The 18,905-nt window shown below is 45.3% G+C and carries 13 protein-coding genes and 1 other annotated feature; of the genes, 8 read left to right on the top strand and 5 right to left on the bottom strand.

All coding sequences use genetic code 11. The features are described from left to right. Positions 1-168 precede the first annotated feature (168 nt). Together AACQ17_RS14070 and gltB are read right to left on the bottom strand one after the other, a co-directional pair. The gene (locus AACQ17_RS14070; protein WP_094148049.1) at positions 169-1,638 is read right to left on the bottom strand and encodes a glutamate synthase subunit beta; all 1,470 of its coding nucleotides are present in this window, start codon (positions 1,636-1,638) and stop codon (positions 169-171) included. Beyond that, a complete protein-coding gene (gltB, locus tag AACQ17_RS14065; RefSeq protein WP_094148051.1) occupies positions 1,639-6,186 on the bottom strand; it encodes a glutamate synthase large subunit in 4,548 nt (1,515 codons plus the stop codon). A gap of 538 nt (positions 6,187-6,724) precedes the next feature. Between gltB and AACQ17_RS14060 the strand changes: the two genes are divergently transcribed. The 3 genes from AACQ17_RS14060 to AACQ17_RS14050 all read left to right on the top strand — a co-directional run bounded on the left by AACQ17_RS14060 (position 6,725) and on the right by AACQ17_RS14050 (position 10,550). Further along, positions 6,725-7,660: a TIGR01212 family radical SAM protein gene (locus AACQ17_RS14060; protein WP_094147579.1), complete on the top strand. Its 936-nt coding sequence runs from the start codon at positions 6,725-6,727 to the stop codon at positions 7,658-7,660. Positions 7,661-7,759: 99 nt separating this feature from the next. Then, a complete protein-coding gene (gene arcB, locus AACQ17_RS14055; protein ID WP_094147580.1) occupies positions 7,760-10,099 on the top strand; it encodes an aerobic respiration two-component sensor histidine kinase ArcB in 2,340 nt (779 codons plus the stop codon). Between the two features lie 4 nt (positions 10,100-10,103). Then, positions 10,104-10,550 (top strand): hypothetical protein, encoded by a 447-nt coding sequence (locus tag AACQ17_RS14050; RefSeq protein ID WP_013856107.1) that lies wholly within the window; start codon positions 10,104-10,106, stop codon positions 10,548-10,550. Positions 10,551-10,642: 92 nt separating this feature from the next. Here the strand turns inward: AACQ17_RS14050 and arcA are convergent, their stop codons facing one another. Further along, complete coding sequence (gene arcA, locus AACQ17_RS14045) at positions 10,643-11,359, bottom strand: two-component system response regulator ArcA (RefSeq protein ID WP_013856108.1); 717 nt, start codon at positions 11,357-11,359, stop codon at positions 10,643-10,645. Between the two features lie 697 nt (positions 11,360-12,056). Between arcA and AACQ17_RS14040 the strand changes: the two genes are divergently transcribed. Then, the gene (locus AACQ17_RS14040; RefSeq protein ID WP_010318275.1) at positions 12,057-12,542 is read left to right on the top strand and encodes a putative 4-hydroxy-4-methyl-2-oxoglutarate aldolase; all 486 of its coding nucleotides are present in this window, start codon (positions 12,057-12,059) and stop codon (positions 12,540-12,542) included. On the opposite strand, the gene AACQ17_RS14035 is transcribed toward AACQ17_RS14040, so the two are convergent. Continuing rightward, entirely contained in the window at positions 12,539-13,042 is a 504-nt protein-coding gene (locus tag AACQ17_RS14035) for a hypothetical protein (RefSeq protein ID WP_017047473.1), read from the bottom strand. The genes AACQ17_RS14040 and AACQ17_RS14035 overlap by 4 nt on opposite strands. 242 nt (positions 13,043-13,284) lie before the next feature. On the opposite strand from AACQ17_RS14035, the gene thrL reads away from it, so the two are divergent. The 4 genes from thrL (at position 13,285) to thrC (ending at position 18,161) form a co-directional block, all read left to right on the top strand. Continuing rightward, positions 13,285-13,362 (top strand): thr operon leader peptide, encoded by a 78-nt coding sequence (gene thrL / locus AACQ17_RS14030; protein ID WP_100208354.1) that lies wholly within the window; start codon positions 13,285-13,287, stop codon positions 13,360-13,362. Further along, positions 13,300-13,417, top strand: a sequence feature (Thr leader region). It overlaps the preceding gene by 63 nt. A 29-nt stretch (positions 13,418-13,446) precedes the next feature. Beyond that, on the top strand, positions 13,447-15,906 hold the full coding sequence (gene thrA, locus AACQ17_RS14025; protein WP_094147581.1) for a bifunctional aspartate kinase/homoserine dehydrogenase I: 2,460 nt from the start codon (positions 13,447-13,449) through the stop codon (positions 15,904-15,906). Between the two features lie 18 nt (positions 15,907-15,924). Beyond that, positions 15,925-16,881 carry a homoserine kinase gene (thrB, locus tag AACQ17_RS14020; protein ID WP_026027386.1) on the top strand — a complete coding sequence of 319 codons (957 nt, stop codon included), beginning with the start codon at positions 15,925-15,927 and terminating at the stop codon, positions 16,879-16,881. Next, positions 16,878-18,161, top strand: coding sequence for a threonine synthase (thrC, locus tag AACQ17_RS14015; RefSeq protein WP_094147582.1), 1,284 nt, complete (start codon positions 16,878-16,880; stop codon positions 18,159-18,161). Before thrB ends, thrC begins: the two co-directional genes overlap by 4 nt. Positions 18,162-18,270: 109 nt before the next feature. On the opposite strand, the gene grcA is transcribed toward thrC, so the two are convergent. Beyond that, positions 18,271-18,648 (bottom strand): autonomous glycyl radical cofactor GrcA, encoded by a 378-nt coding sequence (grcA, locus tag AACQ17_RS14010; protein WP_026027385.1) that lies wholly within the window; start codon positions 18,646-18,648, stop codon positions 18,271-18,273. Between the last annotated feature and the right edge of the window lie 257 nt (positions 18,649-18,905).

Genomic DNA, 18,905 nt, shown 5'->3' with positions numbered 1-18,905 from the left:
GATAGAATTTTTGTTGTTACAGTTTGTTAACGTGGGTAATCTCATGGAATAAGAATTAGCCATAAAAAAGGCCAGCATTAAATGCTGGCCAAAAAGTAGAACGTTGGAAGGAATCATCGCAGCTTAGCGCTCTGGATCACCTTGAACCAGCGAAAAGAGCGCGAGGCACTAGGCTGAAAGCATCAATGAGTCGGCTTTCGCTTCTAAGTTGGTGTTGCCCATCAAGTAAGCGTCGATCTCGCGTGCGCACTCGCGCCCTTCATTGATACAACGTACGACTAACGATTGTCCTGTGCGCATATCACCGGCAGCGAAAACACCTTTTTGGTTGGTCGCAAAACCTTGTGTTGCCACATTGCCACGCTCATCTAACTTGATATCAAGCTGAGCAAGTACACCATGTGGTTCTGGATGTAAAAAGCCCATGGCAAGGAAAGCCATATCACACGCAATAATACGTTCACTGCCCGCGACTTCATCAAAGTTCGGGCGCTCACCCGGTTTTGCATCTTGCCAAACGATATCAGCAACACGTAGCCCCGTGACTTGACCTTGCTCGTTGCCGAGGAACTCTTTGGTTAGAATATTCCAATGACGTTCGCAGCCCTCTTCGTGGGAGGTTGAGGTGCGCAAAATCATTGGATATTGCGGCCAAGGCATATTGGCTGGGCGTTTATTGGCTGGGATCGGCATGATTTCAACTTGCGTGATGCTTGCGGCGCCGTGTCGGTTTGAGGTTCCGACACAGTCAGAACCAGTATCACCACCACCAATCACCACCACATGTTTGCCCTTAGCGTGGATCTCGTCAGTTTTAAGATCCATCTTATTCGCGCGGCGGTTATTTTGTGCCAGAAACTCCATCGCAAAATGAACCCCTTTTAACTCGCGCCCCGGAATCGGCAGGTTACGAGGCACGGTAGAGCCACCAGTAAGCAAGATGACATCAAACTCTTGGCGCAGTTGCTGTGCGTTGATATCAACACCGATATGTGCGTTTACTTCAAACTTGACGCCCGCTTCTGCCATCAAATTGATTTTGCGATCAATAACGTCCATACCCAGTTTGAAATCCGGAATGCCAAAACGCAGCAGGCCGCCGACTTTTTCATCACGTTCAAACACAGTAACTGAGTGACCCGCGCTGTTCAGCTGCTCAGCTGCGGCCAAGCCTGCTGGGCCAGAGCCAATGATAGCGATGGTTTTTCCAGTACGAGAACGCGGCTTTTTCGCTTTGGCATAGCCTTCGCGATAAGCCGTTTCCACGATGGTTTTTTCGATATTACAGATGGTAATGGGATCTTGGTTGATCCCGAGTACGCACGAACTTTCACAAGGAGCAGGGCACACGCGACCAGTAAACTCGGGGAAGTTATTGGTTGAGCTTAAGATCTTCCAAGCTTCTTCCCAACTATCACGATAAACGGCATCGTTAAATTCAGGAATAATGTTACCGATAGGGCAACCGTTATGGCAAAACGGTACTCCGCAGTCCATGCAACGAGACGCTTGAGTATTAATTTTGCTACCAAACTCTTCGTTGAGGACAAACTCTTGGTTGTTTTGAATGCGAACCGTTGGATCGAGCTTTTTTGGCAGCTCGCGGCCATGTTCTAAAAATCCAGTAGGCTTACCCATTTATACGGCCTCCACTTCTTCCGTTTGTACTTGCGCAGCTGCAGCCTTGCGTTTTTGAAGAACCGCTTTGTAGTCACGCGGCATCACTTTTACCATTTGGGTAAGGTTTGCTTCAAAATTATCAAGGAATAACTGAGCCACTTCACTTCCTGTGAACTGAACATGCTTGTTGAGCATCTCACGTAGCAGATCGGTATCTTCTTGTTGCAGTGGGTCGAGATCAACCAATTCAGCGTTAAGCTTAGTTTCGAAGTCTCCATGTCGATTCCACACGTAGGCTACACCTCCGCTCATACCTGCCGCAAAGTTACGTCCTGTCGAACCGAGGATCACAGCGACCCCACCTGTCATGTATTCACAGCCGTGATCGCCGATACCTTCTACTACCACTTTGGCTCCTGAGTTACGCACGCAAAAACGTTCTCCAGCAAGGCCGCGAATATAGGATTCACCAGAAGTTGCACCATAGAAACAGACGTTACCCACCACGATATTATCTTGCGCAATGATGGTTGAGCGCGTGTCAGGGTAGAGCACTAACGTACCGCCAGATAAACCTTTGCCCCAATAATCGTTGGCATCACCTTCCACTTCAAACGTTACACCTTTAGCAAGGAATGCACCGAATGATTGTCCTGCGGAGCCGTTGAATTTGACTTTCATTGGCTGAGGTAGACCTTGGTCTTTGTATACTTTCGATATTTCGTTCGACAGCATAGTACCCGTGCTACGGTCAGTGTTGACGATAGGGAAGACTGCGTTAACCGCTTCGCCTTTCTCAAGCGCGGGGTTGGCTACTTGAATTAGCTGACGATCTAGCACGTTTTCTAGATGATGATTTTGCTTGGTTTGGCAATAAACACCATCTTCTGCACGAGGCTCTTGAATGTACAACACTGGTGACAAATCGAGGTTTTTGTATTTCCAGTGGTTGATGTTGTCACGCACTTTCAGTTTATGCGATTGGCCAACCATTTCATCAATAGTACGGAAACCCAGTTCAGCCATGATTTCACGTAAGCCTTGCGCCATGTATTGGAAGAAGGTGACGACATCGTCTACGCGGCCATCAAAGCGCTCACGCAAGGTTTTGTTTTGTGTCGCAATCCCTACTGGGCAGGTGTTTTTATGACACTTACGCATCATGATACACCCTTCAACCACTAGCGCAGCGGTGGCAATTCCCCACTCTTCCGCGCCTAACAATGTCGCCATTGCAAGGTCACGTGGTGTTTTCATCTGACCGTCACTTTGCACCACAATGCGATTACGCAGGCCATTTTTAAGCAAGGTTTGGTGCGTTTCAGCAAGGCCGAGCTCCCAAGGTAAGCCTGTGTGACGAATCGAAGACATCGGTGATGCACCTGTGCCGCCATCATAGCCAGCAATTAATACCACATCCGCTTTGGCTTTAGCCACACCGGAGGCGATAGTACCAACCCCGGCTTCGGAAACTAATTTCACGTTGACGCGGCCAGTACGGTTCGCATTTTTCAAATCAAAGATCAGTTGCGCCAAATCTTCGATCGAATAGATATCGTGATGTGGTGGTGGTGAAATAAGACCGACTCCCGGAGTCGAGTGGCGTGTCGCACCGATCCAATCATCGACTTTATCACCCGGCAGTTGCCCACCTTCACCTGGTTTCGCGCCTTGAGCCATTTTGATCTGTAGTTCATCGGCATTGGTGAGGTAGTAGGAGGTCACGCCAAAACGACCAGAAGCGACCTGTTTAATTGCAGAGCGTTCCCAATCGCCATTTTCTTTGCGTTCAAAGCGTGCTGGATCTTCACCGCCTTCACCCGAGTTGGATTTCGCGCCAATACGGTTCATCGCCACGGCTAACGTTGAGTGCGCTTCGTAGGAGATTGAACCAAACGACATGGCACCGGTTGCGAAGCGTTTTAAAATACGTTCAATCGGTTCCACTTCCTCAATGGGAATCGAACCGGCTGGATTTTTAACAAAATCAAGCTGGCTACGCAGCGTGGCAGCGTTGTCGCCTTGGTCATCTACCGCTTTCGCATATTGCTTGAACTGCACATAATCTTTGTTGCGTGTTGATTGTTGCAGCAACGAAATCGTCTCTGGGTTAAACAGGTGTTTTTCGCCACGCTGTTTCCACTGATAAACGCCGCCCACATCCAACACTTGCACTGGAACTTCGCGAGTCGGGTAGCCCACGCGATGGCGAACTAACACCTCTTTTGCGATGTCATCAATGGTCAAACCTTGGATGCGCGATACAGTGCCAGTGAAGTACTTATCTACCACTGATTTGCTGATGCCCAACGCTTCAAAAATTTGCGCACCGTGGTAAGACTGCAATGTGGAAATGCCCATTTTGGAGAAGATCTTCAGCAACCCGCCGTTGATGCCTTTGCGGTAATTGTCAAACAGATCTTTCGCTGCAATGGTCGGATCGAGTTTTTTGACTCGTTGTAAATCGATAATGGTTTCAATGACTAAATACGGGTTAACCGCATTTGCGCCATAGCCAATCAATGTCGCAAAGTGGTGTGTTTCACGCGCGTCGCCGGTTTCTACCACTATGTCACATTTAGCTCGTAAGCCTTTACGGATCAGGTGGTGATGAACCGCACCGACAGCGAGCATTGCAGGGATCGCCGCATGGTTTGAGTTTACCGCGCGGTCAGTCAATAAAATAATCGAGTAACCATCGATAACCGCATCTTCTGCATATTGGCAAATGCGTTTCAGCGCGCGTTCCAATTTGCCTTGATCTTCACTGGCTTGAAATACGATATCTAAGGTTTTCGCTTGCAGATGTTCGTTATCAATAGCGCGCAGTTTCTCAAGCTCAGAGTTGGAAAGAACCGGAGATTCCAATTCGACTTTTAAGCAGTGCAGGGGGGTCTCTGTCAGTAAGTTCTGATCTTTACCGAGGTAAGTATTGAGCGACATCACCATTCTTTCACGGATCGGGTCGATCGGTGGGTTGGTGACCTGAGCAAACAGTTGCTTAAAGTAGTTGGAGAGATGCTGTGATTGATGCGAAAGCACTGCCAGAGGCCAGTCTGCACCCATGGCCGAAAGCGGTTCATAACCGGTTTTTGCCAAAGGAAGAATGATTTCATTCACCTCTTCTGAGCTGACGCCAAACGATTGTTGGCGGGACATTAGACGCTCAGGAGCAGGTTGGCTGTACTGGTTGCTCGCTTCAGGCAGTTTTTTCAAGCTGAGAAGGTTCTCTTCAACCCATTTGGCGTAGGGCTGCGCATTGGCAATGCTGTCTTTCACTTCCTCATCAGAAATGATGCGTCCTTGCTCTAAATCAGCGACAAAGATACGTCCGGGCTGTAAACGGCCACGGTATTCCACGTTCTCTGGTGCAATTTCAACCACGCCAGATTCAGAAGCCATGATCAGAAAATCATCTTTAGTCACGGTATAACGTGATGGGCGTAGGCCGTTACGGTCCAGTGTTGCGCCAACTTGTACACCATCAGTAAAACATACTGATGCTGGGCCATCCCACGGTTCCATGACGTTGGCATGGTATTGGTAAAATGCGCGGCGGGTTGGATCCATATTTTTATTTTCTTGCCACGCTTCAGGGATCATCATCATCAGGGCGTGTGGCAGGCTGCGGCCAGACAGAACCAGTAACTCTAATGCCATATCGAAGTTGGCGGAATCTGAACTGCCTTCTTGGCAAATTGGCAGCAGCATGTCGATTTCAGCTTGTGTAAACAAATCTGATTCGAGGATCGCTTCGCGCGCTTTCATCCAGTTTAAATTGCCGCGTACTGTGTTGATTTCGCCGTTGTGAGCAATGTAACGGAAAGGCTGAGCTAAGCGCCATTTAGGGAATGTATTGGTCGAAAAACGAGAATGCACCAGTGCCAGCGCGGTCACCATGGTCGGATTTTGTAGATCAATGAAGTACTGTGGTACTTGCTCTGTGGTGAGCTGACCTTTATACACCAAGGTTTTGTAAGACATGGAGTTGATGTAAAAATCATCACCAATGTTGGACACACTTTCTAAGCAGACTCGAACGGTGTAATTACGCAGAACGTACAATTTACGCTCTAATTCTGCGGGGGTGGTACTTGGGCCACCGGAGATGAAAACGTGCTCAAATTGAGGCTCAGTGCTAAGTGGGTCTGCGCCAATCATGGAGTTATCGGTTGGCAAAACGCGATAACCCAGTACTTCTAAATCGAGTCTCTTGGCGTTGCGTTCTAAAATATCACGACACTGGGCGCGTTTGTGCTCATCTCTTGGAAACAGCACCACGCCGACGCCGTACTTTTCAAACGAAGGCAGTTTTAAGCCAAGTTTAACGGTCTCTTCAAGTAAAAACTCATGGGGTTTTTGTAATAAGATACCTGCGCCATCACCAGAACATGGGTCACAGCCTTGGCCACCACGGTGTTCCATACGAGCAAGCATGTCTAAAGCTTGAGTCACAACTTGGTGAGACTTACGGTTTTTCAGGTGGGCAACAAAACCGATACCACAAGCGTCATGCTCCAATTCAGGAGTATATAGACCTCGTGAATCCTGCTCTCTATCTACCATAGATACATCCTTCCAGTTCAATTTAGACGCACGTGTGCTAAGGCATACTTAGCGATGCGACTTGTCCTTTAATTGTTATCAATCTAAACCTGCCTGTGTTGGCGGGTTCGAATCCTTTCCGTCTCTCGCCGGAAAAATATGGCGAGAAAAACATTCCTTAGTGATATTCAATTTATTTATGCCACTTGCTAGTGGTTTGTATAGGAGGGGTGCGAATATCACCGATTTTTCCACAACTATTTATGTAAGGAATATCACAAAAAATAGGGCGGATGTGTAAGTATCCTACAATTTTGTTTATAGGAATTCCAACGAAAACTCATTTTAGTCGCCCATTTTTTTCGTTAAAAATGCATGTACCGTTTAACATTGGTGCAACATTAAGCAAATAACGCTGTTTTTATGAATGTTTATTGATTTTTGTTAGGTTGGAGAGTGTTTGATACGGCTACTCTTTGTGAATTTATTTTGCAGGGATGTAATTTAGTTACATAAATCTAACTGAGATTCATTACTATCTATAAGCGGTATTTCTTCAATGCAATTACATCAACTGGTTAACACGATCGGCCAAGATCTGCAGCGCCGTTATGGCGAAAAAGTTCACAAGCTGACCCTGCATGGTGGTTTTAGCTGTCCGAATCGAGATGGCACGATTGGGCGAGGTGGTTGCACCTTCTGTAATGTCGCTTCTTTTGCTGATGAAGAAACACAAGCCCAAAGTATTGAGCAGCAATTGACAGAACGCGCTGGTGAAATCAAACGTGCCAAAAAATATCTCGCGTATTTTCAAGCTTATACCAGTACCTATGCAGAAGTGCAGGTGTTGAAAAATATGTATCAGCAAGCGCTTCAATCGGCTGACATTGTTGGGTTATGCGTTGGCACTCGGCCTGATTGTGTACCCGATGCTGTGCTCGATTTATTGGCCGATTATGTACGACAAGGTTTTGAAATTTGGCTCGAACTGGGTTTGCAAACCGCCAATAATCAAACACTCAAACGGATCAACCGTGGTCATGATTTTGAATGTTATGCGTTGATCGCTGAGCGCGCTCGAGCCTTGGGGATCAAAGTATGCACGCATCTCATTGTGGGGCTACCTAAAGAAACGCGTACCGATAATCTTCAAACTTTAAAGCAAGTCTTAGCGGTAGGCACTGATGGTATCAAGTTACATGGGTTGCATATTGTTGAAGGCAGTACGATGGCCAAAGCGTGGCGAGCAGGAAAATTACAAGCGCCAACGTTAGAAGAGTATGTTTCCATTGCGAGTGAATTGATTCAAATGACGCCACCTGAGATCATTTATCACCGAGTCTCGTCAGCCGCCCGGCGGCCGACCCTGCTTGCGCCACTGTGGTGTGAAAATCGTTGGCTTGCGATGACCGAAATAGGCCGAGCACTTAATCAAGGTGGCGCGCAAGGCTCACGCTTAAGTCGAGCGTTTGTCTATACGTTTCCAAACAGCTAAAGATTCAAGCAATTTCGCAAATCCTTGTGATTAACTTGGCTGACGAATCGACGTTAAACGCGTTAGACTAGTGGCACTGTTATTACATGGAAGTGTTTAATGAAACCCATGAAAAACCTTGCCCAGTACTATGTCGACCTATTGGTCAAACTGGGCATTCTCCGTTTCTCCATTCTTCTTGCGCTCGCTTTAGTGGCCTTGGCAGTGGTGGTGCAAGTTGGTATCACGTTGGTGCTCAATGGTTATGTTGATGATATCGACATCGTTCGTTCTGTCTTTTTTGGTTTATTGATCACGCCTTGGGCGGTCTATTTTCTTTCAGTGGTGGTCGATCAGTTAGAAGAGTCACGTCAACGCCTCTCGAAGTTGGTTTCTAAGCTCAAAGACATGCGCTCACGCGATCAAGAGCTCAATTATAAGCTTCAGCAAAATATCGAAAAACTCAACCAAGAAATTGAAGAGCGAATTAAGGCAGAGGAAGCGCGTGAAGAGGCGATGGCCGATTTAGAAAATGAGGTCTATCAACGCGAAAAAACGCAGCTTGAATTGGCAGAAAGAACCGCCTTATTGCGCTCTTTTATCGATGCCTCTCCTGATCTGATTTACTACCGTAATGCGAACGGCGTTTTTTCTGGCTGCAACCGAGCGATGGAAGAGCTAACGGGCAAGCGTGAGCATCAGTTGGTTGGGTTAACTCCGTGGGATGTCTATAGCAAAGAAGTCGCGCAACAGATCGTTGAAACTGACGAAAAAGTGTTTGCTGACAATCAAGCCATCACTTATGAGCAGTGGCTTGAATACCCTGATGGTCGCAAAAACTATTTTGAACTGCGCAAAGTCCCTTTTTATAGCAAAGATGGTCGCCACTTAGGGTTGGTGGGCTTTGGGCGAGACATTACCGAACGTAAACGCAATCAAGAGTCTTTGGAAAAAGCGAGCCGGGATAAAACCACTTTTATTTCGACCATCAGCCACGAATTGCGCACACCACTCAACGGTATCGTTGGTTTGAGCCGCATGTTGCTCGATAGCCCCATGACCCCAGAACAGCGTAAGTACATGCAGACCATTAATGTCAGTGCCATTACGTTAGGTAATATCTTCAACGATATCATTGATATGGATAAGTTTGACCGCCGGAAACTAGAACTACTGCCAGCGCCGTTGAATTTTGAAGAATTTGTTGCTGAAATTGAAAGCATCTCGGCGTTGATGGCAGAGCAAAAAGGGCTTAGGTTTGATCTCGAACGGCTCAGTGATTTACCTGTTGCGATTGAAGTGGATGCTACGCGCCTGCGTCAGGTATTGTGGAACCTGATAAGCAATGCGATGAAATTTACCAAAGAAGGTGGCGTCGTCATGACGGTCTGCGCTGACATTGAGGATAAGTTTGCGCGCATTACCATGGAAGTTGAAGACACAGGCATTGGTATACCGGAAGCTGAACTCGATAAAATCTTCGCCATGTATTATCAAGTTAAATCGGGTAAGGACAATTTACACGCTGTTGGCACGGGGATTGGCTTAGCGGTATCTCGCCAGTTAATCAACTTGATGGATGGTGATATTTCTGTGAGCAGTGAAGAAGGTTTTGGTAGCACTTTCACCGTTTCAATTCGTGTGCCTTTGGCACAGGATGACCAATTCAAACCAACGTTACCCGTTCCTCAAAAAAGTTTAGCCATTTTTATGGTTGAAGATATTGAGCTCAATATTACAGTTGCTCGTTCTTTGCTAGAAAGTTTAGGACACACGGTTACCGTCGCTATGACAGGTGAAGAAGCCAAACAAAAATTTGTGCCGCAAGAGTACGATCTGGTTTTCCTCGACATTCAACTGCCAGACATGACCGGGTTTGATGTCGCTGCGTTTTATCGAGAAACTTATGATAACCTTCCGCCACTGGTTGCATTGACCGCCAACGTATTGAAAAATAAAGCTGAATATCTAGAGAAAGGGATGGATGACGCGATCAGTAAACCATTGTCAGTACTGGCGATTCAAGAGGTGATTGCAAAATTCACCCATAGTGAGGCGACTCAACTTACCGACGCTAAGGTTAAGGCTGCCTCAGAAGAACACAGTGAGTTGAACACGCATTTGCTCGATCTTGAAATGCTTGAGTCTTATATCGATATTGTTGGCCCGAAACCTGTGCTGGAAAGTATCCAAATGTTCGAGCAGATGATGCCCAGTTACGTTGAAGTGCTAGACTCCAATATGGTAGCAAAAGATCAAGCAGGCATTGTTTCAGAAGCACACAAAATCAAGGGTGCTGCGGGTTCAATTGGTTTGAAACACATTCAAAACGTTGCACAAAAGGCACAGTCGCCAGAGCTACCTGCTTGGTGGGAAAATATTGGTGACTGGATAGATGAAATTAAAAATGGGTATCAACACGATATTCAAGTCTTGAAACAATGGTTAACTCAAAGGTAATGGTATGAAAAAAATCGGGTTGGCTTCATTAGTCATGGCACTACTATCTGGCTGTAGTTCACCGCAAGTGAATTGGCTGCAGGACAGCAGTGCCGTGATATCAAATATCACCATTGGGTTGAAAAGTAACCTTTGGATCAATCAAATGCCTACAGCTAATGAGAGCGAAATACCTCTTGTGCATGGGACATTAAGATTGGATTCGTCGGCAATATTACCTGCCAATTTAACGATTGATGCGTTGATGGTCCAGCAAAGGGATAAAAATTGGCTGGTGGGCAGTGAATCGTTAGATTTACGGACTCAAAGTGAAGATCAATGGGAAGTTGTGTTTGAATGGCCGATGCAGCTTAATGTGGATAAGCCCGTTAATGTAGCTTTGCAATTGAGCGATGGTACAACAGCGCAGTGGCTTATCGAAAAGAGCGTCTTCATCGACAAAGTCTATTAGATTTATAGAACGGCTCCACGCGCAGTAGTCAGCCATGAAAAAAGCCCTTTAACCTGAGGTTAAAGGGCTTCTAACTATCTGGGGGTAGACGTTTAGTCTTCTAGATCACCACAGAAGCGGTAGCCTTCGCCATGAATTGTGGCGATGATCTCTGGCGTACCTGAGACTGATTCAAAGTGTTTACGGATACGACGAATCGTCACATCTACGGTTCTGTCGTGTGGTTTCAATTCACGGCCAGTCATCTTTTTAAGCAAATCTGCGCGAGTTTGGATTTTTCCTGGGTTCTCACAGAAGTGCAGTAAAGCGCGGAATTCTGAGCGAGGAAGCTTGTAGCCTTCACCATCCGGGTTCACTAAAGAGCGGCTATTGATATCCAATACCCAACCGTTGAACTCATATTTTTCCACACTGCGTTTCTCTTCTTGAGTCGTATTGGTATTCATTGAACGACCTAGAAGATTACGAGCACGAATCGTCAGTTCACGTGGGTTAAATGGTTTGGTGATGTAGTCATCAGCCCCGATCTCTAAACCGAGGATTTTATCAACTTCATTATCACGACCAGTCAAAAACATCAGTGCAACATTAGCCTGTTCACGAAGCTCACGAGCTAACAGAAGGCCGTTTTTACCTGGTAAATTGATGTCCATAATGACCAAGTTAATGGGGTTATCAGACAGCACATGGTGCATCTCTTCACCGTTACTGGCCTCAAAAACAGCGTATCCCTCTGCTTCAAAAATACTCTTAAGAGTGTTACGAGTTACTTGCTCATCTTCAACGATAAGAATCTGCGGGGTTTGCATTGGCGGTACCTAAACTTGTGAAAAAATTGTGCTAATAGAATTAATTGTAGGCAAAAAATTGCAACATACAGGTAATCTGCTGCCGATAATAAACTAAAGTTTTGAAAAAAACACTTACTTCAGTTGCCCGCCGTCCTTAGGCATATCTTGCATTGAGGTCTCCATACCCTCGGTGTTCTACTAGTCTTTAAGGCGGATTCTATAATGTTAACAGCATGCTAACAACGGCAGAATGTTAATTCCAATCACTTTGTTGATTTACATCAAGAGTTCTAATGTAACAAATATTAATCGTCTTAAGCAGTTGTAAATTTACACCACATTACCCATGCAAATAGCATGCTTTTTGGGGATTTTCGCTGGGGATGGTAGCATTAGGCGCAATGGGCTTTACCTCACATGGAAATTTACCAGCAAAGAACTTGTTAACTCGATACTTGTCAAAAAATGGGAATTGCGTAAAAAATCAACGTTTACAGCGGGGGATATCGCACTATTATGGATGTCACCAATATGAATATTCAGTCTTTTAAATGCAGTTGGCCGCCAAGTTATGCTCATTCTCAGCGGGTTTTTCTTTGCATCGTTTGTATGAATAGGTGAGTAAAGTATCTGGCATTATGGTTCATTGAGCTGTGATTTTACAGCGCGTCTAATGTGTCAGATGAAAATAATAAACAATAATCAAGGAAGAAGGATGATAGATATCACACCAGATATTTGCGATAAATTTGAATCGCAAATCAATATATTGGATTTGCCTTTGCAAACTTTTGGTTTAAGGAGTGCTTTTTGGGGGCAAATTGTCACCGTGCGTTGCTATCACGATAACTCTAAAGTTCGTGACGTATTAAGCCAAAATGGTAAAGGTAAAGTTTTAGTCGTCGATGGTAACGGTTCGTGTCAAAGAGCCTTATTGGGTGACCAACTGGCGATCATGGCGATTGAAAACGGTTGGGAAGGGGTCATCATTTATGGAGCGATACGCGATGTTGCTGCGTTATCGCAAATGGATTTAGGCGTGAAAGCGTTAGCGAGTTGTCCACTTAAGACCGATAAGAGAGGTGCAGGCGAAATTAATGTGACGCTGACTATCCTCAACCAGATGATTCAGCCGGGTGACTATGTTTATGCCGATTGGAATGGTGTTTTAACGTCAACTCAAGCGCTAGACTGGCACTAGAATCTGAAACCCACCCCAAATTGAACGCCTTGTTGCCACTCTTGATAATCAAGGGTGGCATGTAAATCAACGTTTTCTGACAGTTGAAGTCGGCTAGATAGCTCCGCCGCCATAGCATCGGCACTACTCGTATCATTCGGATTACTGGCGGCTGACCGTAAGGTGCTTTTTAGTGATAATTTTGGGGTTAGCTGGTAGCTAAGGCCACTTAAAAAACCACTTTCGGATCCGTAGTCGGAATTATTTATCCTCGCTCCAATGTACAGATCTAAATTGTCAAAAAGGTTATAAGAATAACCGCCATCAATAGTCCAACTATCAAATTGTTGACCATCACTTTCGCTTGAAAGAAATAAGCGATGTGGAGATTGGCTCTGTGAAGAAGGAAGTGCAGGTAAGGTATTGGCCATGCTAGATAAAGAGACAAGCAGAAATAAACATAGTGCGACTTTTAGTTTCATCTGCCTCTCCTTATTATTGTTTTGAGTTACTGCGTCCACTGCGGTAACAACAATTAAAGCACAAATTTCACACGATGACAGCGTTATGTATATAGCATTTTGTTATTTGCTTATGTGTAAAATGGTTGCACTTAATGTGCAATAAGTATCTTATTTGTGTTGTGTTTTTTAATTTGATTAATTCGGAATGACTATAAAAAATAGCAGATTTTCGTTGACTAATGATGACGAAGTAAGGTAAACGTAAAGGCAATTAAACACACGAGTATTTAAATTTTTCTATGTTACAGCGCAGCCTAGTAGTAATGACAACCACCATTATTATTACCGACATGACACATGTTGGGGCGGGCCGCTGAGCGAAAAGTTTTTACAAAAAAGGCCTGTATCCCACCAGATACAGGCCTTTTTTTATACCAATTTGAACTGTTTTGGAGGAAGGGATGCGAGTATTAAAGTTTGGAGGTTCATCGTTAGCCGATGCTGATCGTTTTTTAAGGGCGGCAGATATCATCGTTAACAATGTACAGCAAGAAGAAGTCGCCGTTGTGCTCTCTGCACCGGGAAAAACCACCAATAAATTAGTGGCAGTTATTGAGAGTGCTTTGCGTAATGGCGAAGCAGAACGCCAAATAGCGGAGCTTGAATTCTCATTTTTCGATCTACTCGCTGGCATCAAAGCACAATTACCTAATGTGGATTCGGCCGCTTTTGACAATCAAGTAAAAGCGTCACTGTCTCAGCTGCGTCAATTTGTACACGGCATTAATTTACTCGGTATGTGCCCAGACAACGTCAATGCGCGCATTATCAGTAAAGGTGAGCGAGTCTCTATCCAACTGATGAAAGCGGTACTTGAAGCAAAAGGACAAGCGGCTGCACTGATTGATCCAGTACAATATCTTTTTGCTAAAGGTGAGTACCTTGAGGCAATGGTTGATGTTGAGATCTCCACGCAAAATTTCAAGCAAAATCCACTTCCGCAAGCGCATGTTAACATTATGCCGGGTTTCACGGCTGGTAATGAAAAGGGTGAATTGGTCTGTCTAGGCCGTAATGGCTCGGATTACTCTGCAGCCGTGCTTGCGGCATGTTTACGTGCAGATTGTTGTGAGATTTGGACCGATGTCGATGGCGTTTATAACTGTGACCCACGTTTGGTTGCGGATGCTCGTTTATTAAAATCACTCAGCTACCAAGAAGCGATGGAGCTTTCGTATTTTGGCGCGTCAGTGTTACATCCCAAAACCATTGCACCGATTGCACAATTTCATATTCCGTGTCTTATCAAAAACAGTTTTAACCCTCAAGGCGCAGGCACGCTGATTGGTCAAGATACTGGTGAAGATAAGCTGGCTATCAAAGGTATTACTACACTCAATAATTTGACTATGGTCAACGTCTCCGGCCCTGGCATGAAAGGCATGGTCGGCATGGCTAGCCGTGTGTTTGGCGCGATGTCTGCCGCAGGCGTTTCTATTGTGCTGATTACACAATCCTCTTCAGAATACAGCATCAGTTTCTGTATTGAGGCGCAAGATAAAGCCCTTGCCAAAAGAGCATTATCGGAAGCGTTTGAACTGGAATTAAAAGATGGCCTACTTGAGCCTGTCGAGTTTATGGATGACGTTGCGATTGTCACTCTGGTTGGTGACGGCATGCGCACTTCGCGCGGAGTGGCTTCTCAATTTTTCTCATCGCTGGCTGAAGTTCACGTCAATATTGTTGCCATTGCACAAGGCTCTTCCGAGCGAGCTATTTCGGCGGTGATTCCAGAAGATAAAATTTCAGAAGCGATCAAGGCTTGTCATGAAAATCTCTTCAATTCTAAGCATTTCTTGGATGTGTTTGTGGTCGGTGTCGGCGGTGTCGGAGGCGAATTAGTTGATCAAATTCATCGTCAGCAAGCCAAACTAGCCGATAAAGGAATTGTGATTCGAGTGTGTGGCCTTGCGAATAGTAAGGCACTATTGCTGGATAGCGAAGGCTTGCCGCTGGAGCATTGGCGTGATCGAATGCATAGCGCGAGTGAAGAATTTAGCCTCGCAAGGCTTATCTCTTTAGTGCAGCGTAACCATATCATTAACCCTGTCTTAGTTGATTGTACTTCCAGTGAAGTGATCGCCAACCAGTACGCCGAATTTTTGGCTGCGGGTTTTCATGTTGTGACGCCTAATAAAAAAGCCAATACCGCAAGCATGGCCTACTATCACCAGCTGCGTGAAGTGGCGCGCAACTCGCGCCGTAAACTGATGTACGAAACGACGGTTGGTGCTGGTTTACCTGTGATTGAAAACTTGCAAAATCTCATTGCTGCTGGTGATGAGTTGGAAAAATTCAGCGGTATTTTATCTGGCTCTCTCTCGTTTATTTTCGGCAAGCTGGATGAAGGTATGACTCTTAGTCAAGCTACGCAGCTAGCTAAAGACAAAGGTTTTACTGAGCCTGATCCTCGTGATGATCTGTCGGGAATGGATGTGGCTCGCAAGCTGTTAATTTTAGCTCGTGAGGCGGGAATGCCTTTAGAACTGGATGATGTAAAAGTCGATCTTGCTTTGCCGCCGGGTTTCGATATTTCGGGTACAGTTGAAGAGTTTATGGCGCGCTTGCCGCAGGCTGATGCTTATTTCCAAGAGCTATCCACTAAGGCTGCCGCCGAAGGTAAGGTATTACGTTATGTTGGTGAAATATCAGAAGGTCAATGCAAGGTAAAAATTGCAGTGGTCGATGAAAATGACCCAATGTTTAAAGTCAAAGATGGTGAGAATGCACTGGCGTTTTATAGCCGTTATTATCAACCGATTCCATTGGTGTTGCGTGGTTATGGGGCGGGTACAGAAGTAACAGCAGCAGGGGTGTTCTCTGATGTGATGCGCACCTTAGGTTGGAAGTTAGGGGTTTAATTGATGAGTTCAAGTGACATGAGTGTGGTGGTGTATGCCCCAGCTTCAATTGGTAATGTGAGCGTTGGGTTTGATGTTTTAGGGGCGGCTGTGTCGCCAATTGATGGCAGTTTATTGGGGGATCGTGTTGAAGTTAAAGCGGGCAGCGAACCTTTTGTACTCGAAACAGCAGGTCGCTTTGTCGACAAGCTGCCAGAAGATCCAAAGCAGAATATTGTTTACGATTGCTGGCTTGTTTTTGCCAGAGAGCTTGAAAAAAAGAGCATTGCAGTAAAGCCGTTGCAAATGACGTTAGAAAAAAACATGCCGATTGGTTCAGGCTTAGGTTCGAGTGCTTGTTCAATTGTTGCAGCTTTAGATGCGTTGAACCAGTTTCACGGTAACCCACTTAACCAGACCGAGCTTTTAGCGCTGATGGGTGAAATGGAAGGTAAAATTTCAGGCGGTATACATTATGATAACGTTGCCCCCTGCTACTTAGGCGGCGTGCAATTGATGCTTGAAGAGCTAGGCATCATCAGCCAAGAAGTGCCTTGTTTTGACGATTGGTATTGGGTAATGGCGTATCCTGGGATTAAAGTTTCCACAGCCGAAGCGCGAGCGATCTTACCTTCACAATATCGTCGACAGGACATCATTGCGCATGGCCGTCATCTCGCAGGTTTCATTCATGCTTGCCACTCAGGTCAGCCTGAGCTAGCGGCTAAACTGATCAAAGACGTGATTGCTGAACCGTATCGTGAGAAACTTCTGCCCGGCTTTTCGGATGCGCGTAAATACGCTGCATCAGCCGGAGCGCTCACCACAGGCATTTCCGGCAGTGGCCCAACACTGTTCAGTATTTGCAAAGAAAAAGAGGTTGCCGAGCGAGTTGCTCGTTGGCTTGAACAACATTATGTACAAAATGAAGAAGGATTCGTCCATATTTGTCGCTTAGACAAAAATGGCTCGACCGTTACAGGAAGTGCTCTATGAAGCTTTACAACATAAAAGAAAATGATGAACAAGTCTCTTTTGGCCAAGCCGTACGCCAAGGATTAGGACGCAATCAAGGGCTATTTTTCCCAGCAGAGTTGCCTCAGTTTGAAAATATTGACGCGTTACTAGCCGAAGATTTTATCTCTCGTAGTACAAAAATTCTCAGCGCCTTGATTGGTGATGAATTACCAGCAGAGCAAGTGAATGCGATGGTTGATGCGGCTTTTCAGTTTCCAGCACCCATTAAGCAAGTGAAAGACGGCATTTATGCTCTAGAGCTTTTCCACGGCCCAACGCTGGCATTTAAAGATTTTGGTGGTCGCTTTATGGCGCAGTCACTGGCCGCTGTTTCAAATGGCGGACAGATCACCATTTTAACCGCGACTTCTGGTGATACTGGCGCTGCGGTGGCTCATGCCTTTTATGGAATGCCCGACATCAAGGTCGTGATACTTTACCCTAAAGGTAAGATCAGCCCGTTACAGGAAAAACTCTTCTGCACTCTGGGCAACAATATTCACACTGTCGCGATAAATGGTGACTTTGATGCTTGCCAAGCGTTAGTTAAGCAGGCTTTTGATGACGCTAAGCTTCGCCAAGAGATCGGTTTAAACTCTGCAAATTCAATCAATATCAGCCGTTTAATGGCACAAATTTGCTACTACTTTGAGGCCGCATCACAATTAAGCAAAGCGCAGCGTGAAAACTTAGTCATCTCCGTACCGAGTGGCAACTTTGGCAACCTAACCGCTGGTCTATTGGCAAAAGCATTGGGCTTACCTATCAAGCGTTTTATCGCGGCAACCAATGCCAATGATACCGTTCCTCGTTACTTAGAAACGGGTCAATGGGATCCAAAACCCACGGTAGCGACCACATCGAATGCGATGGATGTGAGTCAGCCGAACAACTGGCCGCGCATCGAAGAGCTTTGTCACTTAAAGGGTTGGGGGCTAGATACCTTAGGTAAAGGTGCGGTATCTGATGCACAAAGTGCGGATTCAGTTCGTGAACTTTACGCGCAAGGTTATTTGTGTGAACCGCATGGTGCCATTGCGTATCGAGTTTTGGATGAGCAGTTACAAGCGGGAGAAACGGGGCTATTTTTGTGTACTGCGCACCCTGCCAAATTTAAAGAAGTCGTTGACGATGTGCTAGGCACTGACATTGAATTACCAGCTCCTCTTGCAAAACATGCAGTGATGACGTTGCTTTCTGAAGAGTTAGACAATGATTTTGACGCTCTAAAAACGGTGTTAAGACGCGTTCAGCCTTAAAGAGATCCTTATTTCATCTTATTGAAGTTAGGATGATATTCCTCTAACGATAAAAATGGCGCTCATTGAGCGCCATTTTTGGATATGAATATTCTCATCAACGCTATGATTATAGCGTCTCAGTGAAAGTACGTGCGATAACGTCACGTTGCTGTTCTTGAGTCAATGAGTTGAAACGAACAGCGTAACCAGAAACACGAATCGTCAGTTGCGGATACTTCTCAGGGTGTGCAACGGCATCTTCAAGAGTTTCACGCTTAAGAACGTTCACATTTAGGTGCTGACCGCCTTCGATGCGAGGTGCTGTTTCAATCGCAACTTCACGGCTTTCATACTCACCAAGGTCGCTGACCGCGATAACTTGATCTGCTTGGTAGCCTGCGTTAGCGGCAACGCAACGTGCTTCATTCTTTTCGTTATCGAGTAACCAGATAGAATTTAGTAGGTTGTCGTTTGCTGCTTTTGTAATTTGAATGCCTTGAATCATCACTATCTCCTAGTCCACTTAAGTGGCGTTATTGGTGTTTATTTTCTAACTTTGTTGAGTTGGTTATTATATAGCTAATATCCTTAAAATTAATATTGATTTAGGTCAAAAAACAACGATAAACATTGATAATATGGGGTTTATTTTATTGATTTAAATCAATAAAGCATTTAAAAACAATGAGTTCTACTTTTTTTTAATGCATAAAATATTTTTTATTTATTATTTTGTTGTAATTTTACTACATTTTTAGCGCG

Source organism: Vibrio sp. V10_P2A27P122, from assembly GCF_963874335.1.
Classification (GTDB): Bacteria; Pseudomonadota; Gammaproteobacteria; order Enterobacterales; family Vibrionaceae; genus Vibrio; species Vibrio anguillarum.
The sequence above is the reverse complement of the archived record's forward strand: the minus strand, read 5'-3'. Positions and strand labels throughout refer to the sequence as shown.

Bases quoted from the DNA above. Each gene is read 5' to 3' on its own strand.
- thrB (WP_026027386.1), top strand. From the start codon at position 15,925: ATGAGTGTGGTGGTGTATGCCCCAGCTTCAATTGGTAATGTGAGCGTT.
- thrC (WP_094147582.1), top strand. From the start codon at position 16,878: ATGAAGCTTTACAACATAAAAGAAAATGATGAACAAGTCTCTTTTGGC.
- arcB (WP_094147580.1), top strand. From the start codon at position 7,760: ATGAAACCCATGAAAAACCTTGCCCAGTACTATGTCGACCTATTGGTC.
- AACQ17_RS14050 (WP_013856107.1), top strand. From the start codon at position 10,104: ATGAAAAAAATCGGGTTGGCTTCATTAGTCATGGCACTACTATCTGGC.
- AACQ17_RS14040 (WP_010318275.1), top strand. From the start codon at position 12,057: ATGATAGATATCACACCAGATATTTGCGATAAATTTGAATCGCAAATC.
- grcA (WP_026027385.1), bottom strand. From the start codon at position 18,648: ATGATTCAAGGCATTCAAATTACAAAAGCAGCAAACGACAACCTACTA.
- AACQ17_RS14070 (WP_094148049.1), bottom strand. From the start codon at position 1,638: ATGGGTAAGCCTACTGGATTTTTAGAACATGGCCGCGAGCTGCCAAAA.
- AACQ17_RS14060 (WP_094147579.1), top strand. From the start codon at position 6,725: ATGCAATTACATCAACTGGTTAACACGATCGGCCAAGATCTGCAGCGC.
- thrL (WP_100208354.1), top strand. From the start codon at position 13,285: ATGTTACAGCGCAGCCTAGTAGTAATGACAACCACCATTATTATTACC.
- arcA (WP_013856108.1), bottom strand. From the start codon at position 11,359: ATGCAAACCCCGCAGATTCTTATCGTTGAAGATGAGCAAGTAACTCGT.
- gltB (WP_094148051.1), bottom strand. From the start codon at position 6,186: ATGGTAGATAGAGAGCAGGATTCACGAGGTCTATATACTCCTGAATTG.
- thrA (WP_094147581.1), top strand. From the start codon at position 13,447: ATGCGAGTATTAAAGTTTGGAGGTTCATCGTTAGCCGATGCTGATCGT.